This is a genomic window from Treponema sp. OMZ 840, from assembly GCF_050937815.1.
GTDB lineage: Bacteria > Spirochaetota > Spirochaetia > Treponematales > Treponemataceae > Treponema_C.
Genome location: NZ_JACDIJ010000016.1, coordinates 21,253 through 37,989 on the forward strand (window position 1 = coordinate 21,253; position 16,737 = coordinate 37,989).

Sequence of the window (16,737 nt, forward strand, 5' to 3'; positions counted from 1 at the left end):
TATTTAACTAACTTTTAAGGAAAATAAAGTTGCACGAAAGAGAACCTTGTGGTATACTTTTACTATAAGAATAATTTTATATCGAAAAGGGAGATGTTATGAAAAAAAATCGTTTTTTTCAAAAAACGGTATGTGCACTTTTTACCGTTGCATTTTTGTTCGGTGTCGTTTCGTGCGGCGGAAAATCCGCTAAAAACGGAACGTATACGGCCGCAATCGGCGGTATGAACGGCGACATTGAAGTAAGCGTTACAATCGAGGGTAAAAAGATTGCACGTGTTGAAGTTACCAAAGAGGCGGAAACACCCGGTATCGGAAGCCCCTTAAAAAACATGGACGGAAAAGTCCTCACCGTCGGCGGATTGACACCGGTAGATGTAATTCCGCAACGGATTGTCGAAAACCAGAGCGTCAATGTCGATATCGTAACCGGCGCGACGATTACTTCCCGCGCAATCACGATGGCGGTATCCGAATGTTTGAAGCAGGCACATGCGAATATTGAAAATTGGAATAAACCGCAAAAGCCCGCCGCAGCTCCGTCAAACACAAGTGCGGATGTTGTAGTCGTCGGCGGAGGCGGAGCCGGTCTTGCAGCCGCAATTGCAGCCGGACAAAAAGGCAAATCGGTTATCGTTGTAGAAAAAACCGGTACGGTCGGCGGCGACACCCTCGTGTGCGGCGCCATCTACAATGCCGCGGATGAAAAACTGCAAAAAAAAGTTACCATGAAAGATTCCGTAAAACGGACGCTTGAAGCCGCCCTTGCCGAAAAACCGGTAAGCGACGAACACGCAGCCCTTCAGGCGCTTGTGCGCAGTCAGTGGAATGCATATAAAGCAAGCGGCCGCACGGATTTATTCGACTCGAAAGAATGGTACGCGCTTCAAACGTGGAACGGCGGCGATAAGACGGCAAATCTTGCACTCGTTAAAACGCTGACATACAATGCATACGACGGCTTGGAATGGATTGAAAGCCTCGGCATGAAATTCTCCGATAAAATCGCACAGGGTGCAGGTTCGCTTTGGCAGCGCACCCATACCAGCGTTATGAAACTCGGTACGGGATTCCTTTCAACCTATGTAGAAAATATCGCCAATATGGACAATGTTTCCATTATGGTTGAAACAACCGGAAAATCGCTTGTCAAAGAAAACGACAGAGTTACCGGCGTTGTGTGTGCCGATAGGAACGGAAAAGAATTTACAATTTCCGCAAAAGACGGCGTTATCATTGCAACCGGCGGTTTCGGCGCAAACAGCAAGATGGTACAACAGTACAACACATCGGGCAAATGGAGCGACTTGAGCACGGTGGGAACGACAAACCGCTTTTCGGCTTCTCAGGGCGACGGTATAACCATGGCATCCGGTGCGGGTGCAGCCCTTGCCGATATGGAACAAATTCAGCTTTTATATTTGGGTAACCTTAAAGACGGTCAAATATCGAAATATACCCTGCGTGCGGCAAACGGTACCGACCAAATCATCTTCGTCAATAAAGAAGGTAAGCGCTTTACAAACGAAGGCGGCCGCCGCGACGACATCTGTCTTGCAGTCTTTAAACAGCCGGAACAGTTCTATTATGTACTCGAATGCGCCGACGGTGACAAATATAAAGACATCAACGATCCGAACTGGAGAAGTGCGGACGGCTTTACATTCGACTACTGCGAAAAAAACGGCTTTATGTACAAAGCCGATACCCTTGACGATATGGCGGCAAAACTCAAAATGGATGCGGCAACGCTTAAAGCAACCGTCGATTCGTTCAATGCAAGTGTCGCTTCCGGCCGCGACGATTTCGGCAGAACGATTTATTCGGTAAAGCTTGAGCACGGTCCGTGGATCGCAACGCCCCGCAAAGCATGTGTGCACCACACGATGGGCGGTATTGCTATCGACGATAAAACGCGTGTACTCGATACAAACGGCAAAGCTATTCCCGGTTTGTATGCCGCAGGTGAAGTTACCGGCGACATACACGGTGCAAACCGCCTCGGCGGCAATGCCGTTGTAGACACGGTCGTATTCGGTAAACTTGCAGGCGACACCATTGTTGCCGATGCAAAATAAAGCCGAGCACTGCGTTTCAAAAACGTAAATCAACATACCCCGACGCAGAGCATCGGGGTATGTTGTTCTCATAAGGTGGTTGCAGTCGGCTTTAATACCCTTTGTTACGACGCAAAGCGTCGGGGTATTAAACCTTCCGCACGAATAAAACGGGGTTGTCTAAAAAACGGAAGTTTTCAGACAGCTCCGTTATTTTTTTATCAGCGCGGTAAGCGGATCTTATACAAAGCTTGTTTTTAACGAGCGGCGCTTTTTAAAACGTTCAATGCCCTGTTCCAAAAGCAGTTCTATAAGGTCTTCATAGGCAAGGCCGGCCGCTTCGCACATTTTCGGAAACATACTGATTGACGTAAAGCCGGGCAGGGTGTTTATTTCGTTTAAGTAGAGGGTGCCGTCTTTTTTATCGATAAAAAAGTCAACGCGGGCAAGGCCGCTGCAATCGAGGGCGCGATAGGCTTTTTCGGCAATCGTTTTTACCCTTCGAGCTTCTTCTTCCGTAAGGGGGGCGGGTATTAAAAGGCGCGCGCCGTCGGGGTCGGTATATTTGGCGTCATAATCGTAAAAACCGTGCGCGGGTGCAATTTCTCCGGGTGTGTAGGATTTTACCGCCGTTTTTCCCGAAGCTGAAATCGCCGCATTTCCCGTAACCGAACATTCGATTTCGCGCGCGTCGATACACTGTTCTATCAACACCTTTTCATCCCATAAAAAAGCGTTTTCAACGGCGGCTTTTAATTCTTCGCGCGAATGAGCCTTTGCAGCTCCTACCGAACTTCCCGCACATACGGGTTTTACAAATAAAGGATAGCCGAACTGTTTTTCGGCGGAAGCTGCAATTTTTTCAAAACCGCCCGGCTGTGCAGCGCTGCCATCCAGATGCGGTGCAGAACTGTCCTGCCGCGGTGCGGAACCTTCATATTGCATATCCGCGCTTGTTATGCAGACAAAGGGGACAACCTGTAAGCCTTCCTGCATCCACACTCTTTTTGTCTGCTCCTTATCCATCGCAAGGGCGCTGCTTAGAGCCGTACAGCCGCAATAGGGAAGTTCGGCCATTTCCAAAAGCCCCTGCACAAGACCGTCTTCTCCGTAAGAACCGTGCAAAACGGGAAGGACAATATCGGTTTCAACTGCATGACTTTCGTCCGGTTTGCGCGCCCTTCCTTCAAGGTTTACGGCGCTTTGCAGGGCAGCCTTTGCGCCGCCTCCGGGGACAATGCGCATCAGACATGCCGGATTTTCATCAATGCGTAAAAATGCGGAATCGTCTGCAAGAACACGTGTCAATTCATTTTGACTTTGCAGATACCAGCGCCCGTCTTTGGCAATGCCGATGAGGATGATTGTATGCTTTGTCCGGTTAATGTGACGGACAACCGAAGAGGCGGAACGCAAAGACACCTCGTGTTCACCGCTTTTTCCTCCGTATAAAACCGCGATATTCATAGTGTTTTATTCTCCCGAAACGTCTGCATTAGTGAAACCGGCTTCTTCAAGAGCGGTTTCGGCTTCTTTTATTTCGTCGTAGGGCATAACCCTGTCTTTATAGATAATCGAGTTTTCGTGCGATTTTCCCAAAAGCAAAACCGCATCTCCGGGCCGGGCAAGCGAAAAAGCTTTGCGTATTGCGGCTTTTCTGTCGGGGATTAAAAAAAGGGTTTCTCCCCGCTTTAATGAAGTGCAGCCTGCGGCAATCATTTCGAGCAATTCCATGGGCTCTTCACCGCGGGGATCTTCGTCGGTTAAAATAACGATGTCGCTGTATTCGGATGCGATTTTTCCCTGAACGGGCCGCTTTTTTGTGTCGCGCTCTCCGCCGGAACCGAAGAGGCTGATAATGCGCCCCTGTGTTTTTTGTCTGAGCGGCGGAAACACCGTGTAAAAAGACGAGGGCGTATGAGCGTAGTCGACAAGCACTTCAAAGGGCTGTCCTTTCCGTATATGGCTCATTCTGCCGCGCACCGGTTCGATGCGGCGTGCGAGAGCTGCAATTTCCTCAACGCTTTTTTCGGTCATTTGAGCAACGAGGAGAATCGCCGCCGTAACATTGCACGCATTAAAGGCTCCGGCAAGCGGCGCTTTTACGTGAATATCGGCGCTTCCTTTTAGGCATAAATCAAAGGTTATGTCCGCTTCGCTTTCTTTTAAATGTTCGATTGTATACAATCCCGCCTTATACAGGTCTTCATTTACAGCGTTGAGCGCGCCGCCGCAGGTAGCAGGTTCAGCACCCGCTACGGAAAAATCCGCACGGCTTTGCAGTTCTTGGGGCGGCACAAAACCGGCAACGGAAACCGAACCGGCAGCTTTTACAAAATCTTCCGCCGCAGAATCGGCGGCATTAACCGCCCCCAGAGGCTGAAAGGTTTTCGGCGTCCCCGCAATCGTTTTTACGTGATTGTGAGCGGCCGTTTTTCTGAACAGGTTCGCCTTATCGTCTTTGTAACACTCGTAAGTGCCGTGGAATTCCAAGTGTTCGTGATTGACGTTCATCATCGCCGCCGTATCGAAGGGAACGTTCCCTAAGCGGTTTGTCTTTACCGAAAGACCGTGCGATGAAGATTCGACTACCGCAAATTCGCAGCCGTTTTCGGCCATGCGGTATAACTGCTCCTGTACAATCGGCGCTTCGGGCGTGGTTTGGTGCTCCGGGTTATTGACGGCTTCACCGCCTAAGGAATACTGCACGGTCGAAATAAAGCCGGCCTTTTTTCCCGCCAAACGCAAAAGCTGCCAAATAAAAAAAACGGTTGAGCTTTTTCCTTCGGTTCCCGTTACGCCGGCTATACAAAGCTTGTTTCCCGGATAATCGTAAAAGGCGGCCGAAAAGGGCGACATGGCAAAACGGCTGTTATCGACGCGGATTAAAACAGTTCCCCTTTGTTCGGCATCTTGTACCGCATTTTCCGGCAGTTTTCCTTCAAATATTACGGCAGAGGAGCCGGCATCGATTGCCTGCTTTGCAAAATCGTTTCCGTGTACGTGCAGCCCGGGCAAGGCAAAAAAAAGAGAACCCGGCGAAACCTTTTTTGAATCGAATACGATATTTTTTATAAGCGGATCCTTATCGCCGTTCAATTCGATTGTATAACGAAAAGAGCCGCGACAGGAATGCAAACATTCCGATAATTTTTTTACCATGTGTTCCATTTTAGCGTTTCGCCGCAGTCTGTGCAAGCAGGGGTGAATATGTGTGTACTTTTACGGGAACTACATTTTAAATTCTTCGCCTAAATACAGTTTACGTGCAATCGGTGATTTAAGTATTTCTTCCGGGATACCCTGAGCGACGATTTGACCGCTGCTTATAATAATCGAACGGTCGGTAATTTCAAGCGTGTCACGCACATTGTGATCGGTAATTAAAACCCCGATACCGCGTTGTGCTAAAAGACGTATCATGTCTTTTATATCGGCTACGGCAATGGGATCAATACCGGCAAAGGGTTCGTCCAAAAGTAAAATTTTAGGTTCATTGGCTAATGCCCGTGCTATTTCGGTTCTGCGCCGCTCGCCGCCCGATAAAGTATATGCGTATTGTTTTCTGATGCGGGCGATCGAAAATTCTTCGATAAGATCTTCAAGCAGTTTATGTTTTTGCGTACCCGATAAATCATGTCTTGTTTCAATAATTGCCCATATGTTTTCTTCGACAGTCAGTTTTCTGAATACCGATGTTTCTTGCGGTAAATACGAAATGCCGAGACGTGCCCGTTTGTACATCGGAAGCCGGGTAATACAATTATCATTTAAAAAAACATCCCCGTCGGTAGGCCGGTAAAACCCTACAATCATATAAAAGGTTGTGGTTTTACCCGCACCGTTAGGGCCGAGCAAGCCGAGTACTTCTCCGCTTTGCATTGAAAAGTCAATGCCGCGGACCACTTCTTTTTTTCCGAAACTCTTATATAAACCCGATACTTGCAGTTTACTCATTTTTATTTTTCTCCGGGGCGGTTGAACCTTCGGTTTCTTTTTTATCCGTTACAGTTCCGCTTACTTTTCCGTCAAGCGTAATTTCCTTTGTGTCCAAGTTAAAAATAATTTCCTGCGCTTTAAATGTATTGTCGTTTTCCGTTACTTTCGGAGAACCGTTCAATTCCAATACTTGTGTTTTTTTACGGTATACGGCAAAGGCGGCGGTACAAACCGAATTTTCTTGTGTAATTTCAACGTTAATTTGAATAAGAGCGGTTTCCGTATTTTGATTATATTCTATATATTCGGCTTTTACTTGCACTTCGTTGTCGTCATCGTACATAATAACCGAACCTTCCAAAACGGTAATCTTTGTTTTTCTGTCATAACGTAGGGAATTACAGCTAAAAGTAAAACCTCCCTCCGTATCTTTTCCTTCCACATTACCTTCGGCGTTTATGTTTCGATAGTCGGTTCCGTTTAAAAGAATCGAATCCGCCTTTATTTCAAGGGTTTTGGTTTGTATTTTTGCATTTCCTTTTAAATGCGTATGTTCATTATCCTCTTTTGTAGTACCGCTCATAAAATTTGCAAAAAAAACGATTTTTTCTTCTTCGCCGAAAATAGGAGTAACCAAAAGCATACAAAAAAGGACAAAAAAAGAGAAAAACAGGCATTTTTTAATCATCTTCCGCACCTTCCGTATTCGTTTTATCCTTTACTTCTGTGAGCGTGCCGCTTATATTTTCGGAAAAACGGAACGAGCGGTCTTTTTTATATGCCGAAAACCCTTTTCCCTCGATTTGGATTCGTGCTCCGTTCGGTTTTTCTACGGAAATACCGACAAAATCGTTTTTCCCGCTGTCCAATATTTCCGTATCTTCATTCCAGCGTAAATTTTGTGCCGAAATTTCCGCCCTGTATTCGTAACTCTTTATATAGACATTTGAAAAAAAATGATATACTTTATTATCTTTATCGGCCGAAAGAAGCATACAGTTTCCCGTTAAAGAAGATTGCCCCCGTTCATCGTAAAGGGCGAAATGTACGTTTTGCCCGTACATCACATCCATACCCGTATATTGTTCAAGTTTATCCGCTTGCAGTTTTAGTTTGATTTTTTTGTTTTGCACGCGCGTAAAGCGTGCATCGTAAAACACAAATTCGGGGCTGAGTATTTGGGCTTGACTTGCTTGTCCGTAATCCAAAGAACAGCCGCAAATGCATAAGAGGGCAGCTATAAAAATCGGCACTATACGACTTCGTCCGTATGTAGGATTTTTCATAAACCTTTGGCGGCGGCTCCTATAAAGGCGGAAAACAAAGGATGAGGATGTGCCGGTCTTGAAATAAATTCCGGATGGAATTGAACGCCTATACCCCAAGGATGGTTTTTCCATTCAAACGCTTCCACTTGATTATCGGTTTTAGAATATGCGCTGATTATAAGGTTCTGCGATTGCATATTCTCACTGTATTTTCGATCGAAGGTATACTTGCTGCGATGCCGCTCTATGACAAGGGGTTTACCGTAAATCTTTGCCAATTGAGAATCGCTTTGAATGTTTATCGCTCCGTCGCCTAAGCGCATAACACCGGCTGCGGTTAAGCCCGCTTGCTCTTCCGGTAAACTGATAACCGGATAGGACGAGTTTTGTACAAATTCCGTCGAATCGGAGTCTTCCCATCCTAAAAGATGCCGTGCCGTTTCTATCGCCATGAGCTGCATTCCCAGCCCTATGCCTAAAAACGGAATTTTTTGTTCGCGGGCATAACGGATTGCCTGCAGCAATCCTAAAAAACCTCTTTGTCCGTAATTATCCGGCACGATAATACCGGTTATATCTTTAAAATATGGCCGGATATCGGTGCAGCTTTCGAGAGTTTCGGCATCTATTTTTCGTATTTCAAGCTCAAGGCCGTGGCTGCTGATTGCGGCATGAAGCAAAGCTTCTCTTACCGATTTATAACAATCGTCAAGGAAGGTTTTTTTCCCAAGCATGGCAACGCATACCCTGCCTTTGGGATTTTTAAGTTTTTTTATAAAACGATTCCATGCACTGATGTCGGTTTTACGCCCCGTCCAGCCGAGTTTCGATAAAATGTTCGCATCCAATCCCTGCCGATGGAATTCCACCGGCAGCTCGTATATCGATTTTTCGACATCGATAGAGGTAAAAACCGATTCTTTTTCAACATTACAAAATGAAGCGATTTTTTTTCGTATATCTTCTTCAAGCGGAATTTCGGTGCGGCACAGTAAAATATCCGGCTGTATGCCCAGTTGCTGCATATTTTTTACCGAGTGCTGCGTGGGCTTTGTCTTTAATTCCCCGCCGGTTATAATGGGAACTAAGGTTAAATGAATACATAATGCATTTTCTTTGCCTTTTTCTCGTATAAGCTGCCGCGCCGCTTCAAGAAATGGGATGGATTCTATATCGCCTACGGTTCCGCCTATTTCCACAATAACGACATCGGCTTCGGTTTTTGCACCGACAATCATAATGCGGCGTTTTATCTCGTCCGTTATGTGCGGAATAACCTGTACGGCGCGCCCGTTATAGCGGCCGCTGCGTTCGTTTTTTATAACTTCATCATATATTTTACCCGTTGTAATCGAATTTAAACTGCTCAATTCAACGTTTGCAAAACGGGCATAGTTTCCCAAATTCAAATCGGTTTCGGCGCCGTCCGCAGTTACGTATACTTCGCCGTGTTGGTAGGGATTCATATTTCCCGCATCAACATTTATATACGGGTCGCATTTCATCATGGCAATTTTTAAGCCGCTGCATTCCAACAAACTCCCGATAGCTGCCGAAGCGACTCCTTTTCCCAAGCTTGAACACACTCCGCCCGTTATTAAAATATATTTACTCATTCTGTAATTTTCACATCTATGGTGTTTTTTGTCAACTATGTTCGAAAGTCCCATTTACTTTTTTTTATTTATCAATTATAATATCCCTTATGATTGACTTGCTGACCGACGCCCAGTTCGATATGTTTCGCAAAACCATATATGATGAAAGCGGCATAACGTTTTCTGCGGCAAACAGGTCCATCTTAGACAGCCGTTTAAAAGAACGCTTACGTGAAAAAGAATTAACCGATGTCGAAGATTACTATAAACTTATTCTCTCCGACAAAGAAGAAATGAAAACCCTTTTGGATTCCGTAACGACCAATTTAACCCGTTTTTTTAGGAATCAGCCGCATTTCGACGCTTTTACTCATTATATTATTCCTCGCGTTATCGAATTGAAAAAAAGTGCCGGCCAGCATCTTATTAAAATATGGAGCGCCGGTTGTTCGACCGGAGAAGAACCTTATACCATTGCCATGATTTTAAAAACGATTTTGCCTGCCGGCATGGATTTTGAAATTACGGCATCCGATATTTCTCTTAAATCGTTGATGGTCGGTAAGCAGGGATTTTATCCCGACAGCCGTATTACCGGCATTCCCCCCGATTATTTACAGCGGTTTTTTACAAAGGCTGACGGCGGATATCAGGTAAAAGAAGAATTAAAAACAAAAATAGAATTTGACTATCATAATCTTAAGCATGATTCCGGATTGCGTAATCTCGACATTGTGTTTTGCAGAAACGTACTTATTTATTTTGATGAAGCGGCGCAGCTTGTTGCGATAAATCGCTTTTGGGATTCGATGGCCCCAAAATCCTATCTTTTTATCGGACATTCCGAATCTTTATTCGGCATGGATACCAAATTTGAATTTTTAAAAACCGATTGGGCTTGTTTATATCAAAAAAATACCTAAGTGTAGTGTGGAATTGAGTTATGGATAATATTGACGTTTTAATTGTAGACGACTCCGCTTTAATGCGAAATCTTGTTTCAAGAATGGTTGAATCCGTTCCCGGTATTACCGTTGTCGCTAAAGCGATGAACGGGCAAATGGCTTTGGAAAAAATCCCGTCCCATAATCCCGATGTAATTATTTTGGATCTTGAAATGCCCGTTATGACCGGGCTTGAATTTATGCGCGAGCGGAAAAAGGCAAACATACATATTCCCGTAATTATTCTTTCCAGCATTGCTCACCGCGGTGCTGCCGTTACAATGGAATGTCTTGAACTCGGTGCAAGCGATTTTTTACTTAAACCGTCCAATGTCGGCTCGGAAGATATCGGTAAAGTTGCCGATCGCCTTGTTGAAATGGTACACAGTTACGGCGGTTCTTATGCGCGCAAAAAAGGAAAAAAGATTCCCCTGTTCGGATTTTCCGCCGAAAAGCGGACTTCCGGTTTGGCACAGGCGGCAAGCGATTCTCTTGAAAAAAAATTACCCGTCCTGTCTTTTGCAAAGGCGCCGACAGCTCAAGCCGTTCCGATAGAAGCCGTTCGTGAAAGCGGTCCTATAGAAATTATCGTATTCGGCATTTCAACCGGCGGTCCCAACGCTTTGCGCGAAGTTTTTGCCGATCTTTCTCCTAAAATTCGTCAACCGATAGTTGTTGTTCAGCATATGCCGGCCGGTTTTACCGCCGAGTTTGCGGCAAGTTTAAATAATATTTGTCCCTTAGAAGTAAAAGAAGCTGCCGAAGGCGATGTGCTTAAAGAAGGCCGCATTCTTATTGCGCCGGGCGGTTATCATGTCGTTGTTGAAAAGCGCCGCCTTGCTTCTGTCGTCCATTTGAACCAAGATCCGCCGCGTAACGGACACCGTCCTTCCGCCGACGTTCTTTTCCAATCCGTTGTAAAAGAATACCAAGCCAATGCTTTGGGCATCATTATGACCGGTATGGGTAAGGACGGAGCTGCCGAACTTGCCGAATTGCGCCGTGCCGGTTCACGCACACTCGGTCAGGATGCGGAATCCTGCATTGTATACGGTATGCCGCGCGCCGCCTTTGAGTTAGGCGCCGTTCAAAAGCAGGTTCCGCTGAATAAAATGGCCGAAACCATTAACGAATTGGCTTTAAAATACTAAAATACTGATTTTCGGTTTTTTCAGTCTAAAATCTCGGTTATTTCGCTATAGGCGGGCGTTTTATGCCTGCGTATACATAAAATCACAATCGACGGAATAAAAAGTCCGAGCAGTACGCCTGCGGCCTGCAAAGATTCTCCGCTTAATTGTTTTGACAGCGCATAGGTATTTGCGGCAAACCACCCGCCGGCAGCGCATATAAGGGGAATAAAAAGCGAAATGAATGCTTGTACCGCTTGGCTGCTTTTTTTTGCCGATATGCGTACCGTCATACCCGGCTTTAAGGACAAAGAATGCGGGTTTTGAGCCGTAAACGGCTTGCCCGCTTTTGCACAGCTTGTATTTGTGCAGCTTATACAGGCATTTTTTATCAGGGGTAAAACCTTAACGCTGCCGTTTGAGGCAATCGATAGTATTTTTGCACTGTCACGCATCTATGTTTCCTTTAATTACCCGTTGCGCATTTGCGCCATCAGTCTTGCGCATTCTTGTGCACCTACTTTATTACCGAGTTCCGTATACGTATCGCGCAGGTTATAAACAGCATCGTAATAGTGCGGATACAAACTTACCGCCTGCTCAAAGGCGGAACACGCTTTTTGGTATTCGGCGCGCGTAAAATACAATACGCCCAGATTGTTCCATACATGAGGATTGTCCGAATTCAATTCGATTCCTTCCGAGCAATATTCGAACGCTTCGTCCGTTTCATCGAGGGCAAAACAAACGAGGGTAAGGCTTTCCAAAAGTTCTTCATCCGTGTTATCCAAATTGTACGCGGTAAGCAAAGCTTGCTTTGCGGCGTGCAAATTACCCGAATCGCGGTACGTCAGTCCCAAATTATACCATAAAAGAGCATTGGATTTTTCTATACTTATTGCCCGTTTAAAGCAGGCAATGGCTTCTGCATATTCGCCTTGGGAAGCAAGTTCAATTGCATGGGTATTTAATTTTTCGGGATTTTCCTTCATATTGCCTCCGTTTTTAATTGTACGGTATAAAAGCAAAAGGGGCAAGTACCGTGTTTTTGTTTTGACGGTATCTTAACATTTTTGCAAGCCCGAAAAAAGTTCGGTAATAAGGCGGACTGCGGTAGTGCCCGGATAGAGTTTTTGTATGCGCGTACAAGACGCTTCAATTAAGTCGGTACTTTGTTTGAGCGCTCTTTGTACCGCATTGCCGCCGAGTAAAAGGTTGACGGCTTTTTCAACTGCCGGAGAATCGATTCCTTCCCGTGCGGCACATTCAAAATAACTCATCAGTTTTTTTAAATCTTCCGGATGTTCTTGTAAATGATATAAAACCGGCAGGCTTTTTTTTCCTTCCACTATATCATCGCCGCGTTTTTTACCGACATTGCCCCGTGTAAGGTTTATGATATCGTCTTGTATTTGAAAGGCGACGCCTATATCCGCTGCATATAGGGCGGCTTGCCCGGCTTTTTCAGGAGAACCTCCTCCGGCTAAAATGCCGCAGCGTGCCGAAAGTGAGGCAAGTGTTCCGGTTTTTAAGGAAGTCATTGCAAGATATTCGCGAACCGTCGGCAGTGCGGCATTGTTTTTGTGCCAGCTTATATCCATTGCCTGTCCCAAATGCAACCGCCGCAATTCGGCGGTAAGGGCGTCATACAGTTTTATCTTTAAAGCCGGGGCTATACCTGTAAGACAAGCGCTTGCTTGAAAATAAAGCCAAGAAGCCGCATTTAAAGCAGTATCGATTCCCCAGCTTATATGGGCGGCCGGTTTTCCGCGGCGCATATCGGCATTGTCTTCTATATCGTCATGGATGAGGCTTGCCGTATGCACAAATTCGACTAAGGGGCAGAGGGAGTAAGCTTGTTTTATTAATTCCGTTTTGTTTTTTTTCCGTTCCGAGGCGGCTTCCGCGCATAAAATCATAAAAAGCGGCCGCCAGCGTTTACCGCCGGATTCGATGAGGATTCTGCACGGTTCGGTAAGCGCTTCGATGTGCTGTGAACAAACGGCTTTGTCGATTTTTCCGAATGCATTGTGCTTCCATAATGCGGTATAGGGACTGCCGGGTAAATTCTTTTGCAAAACCGCTTCTATTTTTTTAAGTCTTGATTTAAAATCGGAATTCATGGTATTGATTATAGTGAATTTTTCCGATAAAGAAAATAGTTCGGAGCTTAAATGTCTGTAAACTCGTATGAAAAACCGGATTTTTGGTCGAAAAAAGCTTTTAGCGAGGGTTATCCTGCACGCTCGGTGTATAAGCTGAAGGAGATAAACGAAAAGTATTCGCTGTTTACAAAGGGTTCTTGCGTACTTGATTTGGGAGCCGCTCCCGGAAGCTGGACGGTTTTTATACTGCGAACTTTGGCAGGATCGGGGAAGGTTGTTTCGGTTGATTTAAAACCGCTGGCAAAAAACGTTACGGGAACGAATCTGGTGTTTTTACAGGGGGATTTGTACGATGAAGATGTGCAAGCTCGTTTAAAGTCGGAAGGCCCGTATGATGTTCTTGTGTGCGACGCCGCTCCGCCTACAACGGGAAACCGCTTGATAGATACTTCCCGTTCGGTCGATTTGGCTGAAACCGCTGTTTATTATGCACAAGCGATGCTCAAAAAGGGCGGCCATTGTGCGGTAAAAATATTTCAAGGAGGAGATCAGCAGGCTGTACTTGCAAAGATGAAAACCCTGTTTTCTTCCGCCCGCAGTTTTAAGCCGGCAGCCTGCCGTTCGGAATCTTTTGAAACCTATTTAATAGGATTGGGAAAAAAGGCGGATTAAATGTTTAAAAAAAGTACTTTTTTTTGTTTTTCTTTACGGAGCTGTGCTTTTGTTTTTGCCGGATTTTGCGTTGTTTTTTTATATGCCGCCTTTTCTTTTTCGGTATATAACAGTTCCGTTTCGGCGAAAAAAAAGGCAAAAAACACGGTTTCTTTTACTGCGGAAAACGAAGCGCTTTTGGGTACGGAATTCATTGTATCGGAACAGGCGGGGGTACAATCCGTACCGTCGGCTTTGCCTTCCGGCGATTTTTTTATATCCGAACTTTTTGCGGGGCAGGGCGGTTATGATATGAGTTCGGCTTTTTATGCCAATACAAAACCGTTCCGCTCTTTTTTACCCGAACCCGCAGTGTGGGCAAAGGCGGTGCAAAATGCCGGTTTGTATCCCGAACTTACCTATTCGGCGTACCGCATACGCAAAGGCGATATGATAAGCGTTATTGCCGAAAATTTCGGCGTTACCCAAGATACCTTAATCAGTATAAATAATATTCGGCAAACCCGGCGTATTCAAATCGGCGAATATTTACGGATTCCGTCGATGCCGGGTATTTTATATACAACTAAAAAACCCGGCGAAACGCCCGGCAGTATTGCCGAAAAATATCAAGTGTCGGCTAAAAAAACGGCGGCAGTAAATCATCTGAACGAACAAAGCGCTTTGGAAGCCGGAGTAACCGTTTTTGTTCCCGACGCTTTTTTGGATTGGGTTACGCGCCAAGAAATAAACGGCGATTTGTTCAGACGGCCTTTGCGCGGACGTTATTATTTAAGTTCCGTTTTCGGCTGGCGAAACAGTCCTTTTACCGGAAAAAGATCGTTTCATAACGGTGTGGATATGGCGGCGGCTACATGGACGCCCGTATATGCGGCATTGGTCGGCAAGGTAACGACGGTCGGCTATAATTCCGTATACGGTAACTATGTTATAGTCGCTCACCATTCGGGTTATCGTACACTGTACGGACACTTGGCCGGCGTAAAAGCCCGAAAAGGGCAGCATGTGGATACAAAAAGCGTTATAGGCTGGGTGGGAAATACCGGTTTAAGTACGGGGCCGCACTTACACTTTTCGGTTTTTAAATACGGTTCGGCGGTAAATCCGATGGGTTTGTGGAATTAACGGTGATGTAACCGCAGTGTGCGCAGGGCACGCAAAGAAGTTAAAAAAGATAATTCAATTTCCCGTAATCCCCCTTGCGTTTTCCGTCCGCCGCCTTTGTCCCTAAACGGCGGCTTACACAGTTTTCCGCAGTTAATTGAAAAAATCGTCAAAAAGTTGTTTTTTTCGGAAAAAGTCTGTTTTTTTGTCAACTGACACCTATATATTAGGTGGAGGTGAAGTATGACAAAGGCTAATCCCAAACGAACCTATAAGGACTCCGTGTTTGCCGACTTTTTCGGGGCGGATAAGTCGGCAAAATCAAACTTTATCAGTTTGTACAACGCATTGCACGGAACACAGCTGCCGCTTGACTGTGAGCTGCGTCATATCAGACTGGAACAAATCCTGTACATGAACTTTTACAACGATGTGTCCTTCCTTGTAGATAATAAAATCATTGTACTCGCAGAACACCAGTCAACCGTCAACTTGAACATGCTGTGTCAAGGAATGCACATCCGTGTACATTCCTTGACCTCGAGTTTGGTGCAAGCCCCAAACATCGCGACTATACGGAAACGGCGGCATCCGTGCCGGCATTAAAATGTTTTAAAGTATACATTACGGTTAATCGTATATATGAAGACAGCGGATACGTGGACGACGCACAAAAAATTCTGCACAAGCGAAGCGCGGTATCGGTCAGCGAAGCTTCCAGACAGCCTTTTTGAGCGGCGTCCCAACGTATCTGCTTTTTGATATTACGAAGCTGTACAGGAATGTATAAATAATGATATACTTAAAGAGTACTTGGAACGCAAATCGCGGGAGGTAATGAATATGTTATTGGCAGAATATGATTACGCAACCGATATAGCGGTTCAAAGAGAAGAAGAACGTGAAATAGCCTTAGAGGAAGGCGAGGCTATCGGGCTTGAAAAAGGCTTTACTCAGGGTGCCCGTCAAAAAGCTTTGGAAACGGCAGCTGTAATGAAGTCGATGAATTACCCTTTGGGTGATATTCACAAAATCACCGGGCTTTCCGAGGCGGAAATAGCCGAATTGTAAGTTAATTACCCATTGAAAAAATCGCCCAAAAGTTGTTATTTTCGGAAAATTAGGATATAATGTTTAAAGAGCGGACATCCTGTCCGCTCTTTAATCCGAGTTTCGCACAGGGTGCGAAACTCATTACCTATAGCTTTCGCATACATCCGTGTACGGGTGCAAGCGTGCGGCTCACATAGCGCCGCACGCTTGCACGTCGAGTTTTGCTTCGCAAAACTCGCATAAAAACAGCTTTAGGTTCGCAATTCTGAAGAATTGCTCACACTTAAAGATAGCATTGGATGTACAGTTGCATAAAACCGAACTTCCTGCTCGGTTTTATGCTTCAAGTTTACCTGCGGCAAGCCATTTGCCGCAGGTAAACTTGGCTATCTAAAGCTTTTCTGCACGTCCGTGTGCAGGATTTAAAACATTGCGGATAATCCGCTTACCTACATCTGTGCTGTGCTTCATCTTGACTTTTTACGAGGACTTATGAACGGCAAGACAGATACTACATCTTTTATCTTTTCCGCACAAAAAGCGCACCGGGTACTTGACAAAGCTGTCGAGCCGTGCATAATCGTTCGTTCGTTCGTTCGTTCGTTCGTTCGTTCGTTCGTTCGTTCGTTCGTTCGTTCGTCCGCGTAGTCTGCCCTGTACGGAAATTGCACCGCGGTGTGCAATTCCGCGCCGCATAGAGCCGTACCGGCAATCCTGCCGGAACTTACAAAGCTTTCAATCTTTACAAACTTTTCTCACAACGTTTAAAAACCGCACGTCCTGTGCGGTTTTTAACTTGAGTTTCGGGCAAAGCCCGAAACTCATTACTAACGGCTTTTCCGGCATCCGTGCCGGGACTGTGAAGTT

General features: G+C 45.6%; 17 protein-coding genes. 7 read left to right on the forward strand and 10 right to left on the reverse strand.

Going from position 1 to position 16,737, the window contains the following annotated elements; genetic code table 11:
* The first annotated feature begins 98 nt into the window (after window positions 1-98).
* Window positions 99-2,078 (forward strand): FAD-dependent oxidoreductase, encoded by a 1,980-nt coding sequence (locus H0R92_RS12910; protein WP_432965674.1) that lies wholly within the window; start codon window positions 99-101, stop codon window positions 2,076-2,078.
* 219 nt (window positions 2,079-2,297) lie between these two features.
* Here the strand turns inward: H0R92_RS12910 and H0R92_RS12915 are convergent, their stop codons facing one another.
* The 6 genes from H0R92_RS12915 to H0R92_RS12940 all read right to left on the reverse strand — a co-directional run bounded on the left by H0R92_RS12915 (window position 2,298) and on the right by H0R92_RS12940 (window position 8,880).
* The gene (locus H0R92_RS12915) at window positions 2,298-3,524 is read right to left on the reverse strand and encodes a D-alanine--D-alanine ligase family protein (RefSeq protein WP_432965677.1); all 1,227 of its coding nucleotides are present in this window, start codon (window positions 3,522-3,524) and stop codon (window positions 2,298-2,300) included.
* Between the two features lie 6 nt (window positions 3,525-3,530).
* A complete protein-coding gene (locus H0R92_RS12920) occupies window positions 3,531-5,219 on the reverse strand; it encodes a Mur ligase family protein (protein ID WP_432965680.1) in 1,689 nt (562 codons plus the stop codon).
* A gap of 69 nt (window positions 5,220-5,288) precedes the next feature.
* Window positions 5,289-6,014, reverse strand: coding sequence for an LPS export ABC transporter ATP-binding protein (lptB, locus tag H0R92_RS12925; RefSeq protein WP_432965683.1), 726 nt, complete (start codon window positions 6,012-6,014; stop codon window positions 5,289-5,291).
* Entirely contained in the window at window positions 6,007-6,684 is a 678-nt protein-coding gene (locus H0R92_RS12930) for an LptA/OstA family protein (protein ID WP_432965686.1), read from the reverse strand. The genes lptB and H0R92_RS12930 overlap by 8 nt, the downstream gene beginning before the upstream one ends.
* Window positions 6,677-7,282, reverse strand: a complete 606-nt coding sequence (gene lptC, locus H0R92_RS12935) for an LPS export ABC transporter periplasmic protein LptC (protein ID WP_432965689.1) — start codon at window positions 7,280-7,282, stop codon at window positions 6,677-6,679. The genes H0R92_RS12930 and lptC overlap by 8 nt, the downstream gene beginning before the upstream one ends.
* On the reverse strand, window positions 7,279-8,880 hold the full coding sequence (locus tag H0R92_RS12940; RefSeq protein WP_432965692.1) for a CTP synthase: 1,602 nt from the start codon (window positions 8,878-8,880) through the stop codon (window positions 7,279-7,281). Before H0R92_RS12940 ends, lptC begins: the two co-directional genes overlap by 4 nt.
* Before the next feature lie 89 nt (window positions 8,881-8,969).
* Here H0R92_RS12940 and H0R92_RS12945 point away from each other — a divergent pair, with 89 nt between their 5' ends.
* Window positions 8,970-9,785, forward strand: coding sequence for a CheR family methyltransferase (locus tag H0R92_RS12945; RefSeq protein WP_432965695.1), 816 nt, complete (start codon window positions 8,970-8,972; stop codon window positions 9,783-9,785).
* 20 nt (window positions 9,786-9,805) lie between these two features.
* Entirely contained in the window at window positions 9,806-10,957 is a 1,152-nt protein-coding gene (locus H0R92_RS12950; protein ID WP_432965698.1) for a protein-glutamate methylesterase/protein-glutamine glutaminase, read from the forward strand.
* 20 nt (window positions 10,958-10,977) lie between these two features.
* Here the strand turns inward: H0R92_RS12950 and H0R92_RS12955 are convergent, their stop codons facing one another.
* From H0R92_RS12955 to H0R92_RS12965, 3 genes are all read right to left on the reverse strand, one after another.
* Window positions 10,978-11,391, reverse strand: coding sequence for a SoxR reducing system RseC family protein (locus H0R92_RS12955; RefSeq protein ID WP_432965701.1), 414 nt, complete (start codon window positions 11,389-11,391; stop codon window positions 10,978-10,980).
* 15 nt (window positions 11,392-11,406) lie between these two features.
* A complete protein-coding gene (locus H0R92_RS12960) occupies window positions 11,407-11,928 on the reverse strand; it encodes a tetratricopeptide repeat protein (protein ID WP_432965704.1) in 522 nt (173 codons plus the stop codon).
* A gap of 72 nt (window positions 11,929-12,000) precedes the next feature.
* Window positions 12,001-13,059: a polyprenyl synthetase family protein gene (locus tag H0R92_RS12965; protein ID WP_432965707.1), complete on the reverse strand. Its 1,059-nt coding sequence runs from the start codon at window positions 13,057-13,059 to the stop codon at window positions 12,001-12,003.
* 51 nt (window positions 13,060-13,110) lie between these two features.
* Between H0R92_RS12965 and H0R92_RS12970 the strand changes: the two genes are divergently transcribed.
* The 4 genes from H0R92_RS12970 (at window position 13,111) to H0R92_RS12985 (ending at window position 15,888) form a co-directional block, all read left to right on the forward strand.
* Complete coding sequence (locus tag H0R92_RS12970; RefSeq protein WP_432965710.1) at window positions 13,111-13,713, forward strand: SAM-dependent methyltransferase; 603 nt, start codon at window positions 13,111-13,113, stop codon at window positions 13,711-13,713.
* Entirely contained in the window at window positions 13,714-14,838 is a 1,125-nt protein-coding gene (locus H0R92_RS12975) for a peptidoglycan DD-metalloendopeptidase family protein (protein WP_432965713.1), read from the forward strand.
* 222 nt (window positions 14,839-15,060) lie between these two features.
* Window positions 15,061-15,423, forward strand: a complete 363-nt coding sequence (locus H0R92_RS12980; RefSeq protein ID WP_432965716.1) for a hypothetical protein — start codon at window positions 15,061-15,063, stop codon at window positions 15,421-15,423.
* Window positions 15,424-15,660: 237 nt separating this feature from the next.
* Window positions 15,661-15,888, forward strand: coding sequence for a hypothetical protein (locus tag H0R92_RS12985; protein ID WP_432965719.1), 228 nt, complete (start codon window positions 15,661-15,663; stop codon window positions 15,886-15,888).
* 462 nt (window positions 15,889-16,350) lie between these two features.
* Here the strand turns inward: H0R92_RS12985 and H0R92_RS12990 are convergent, their stop codons facing one another.
* Entirely contained in the window at window positions 16,351-16,566 is a 216-nt protein-coding gene (locus H0R92_RS12990) for a hypothetical protein (RefSeq protein WP_432965722.1), read from the reverse strand.
* Between the last annotated feature and the right edge of the window lie 171 nt (window positions 16,567-16,737).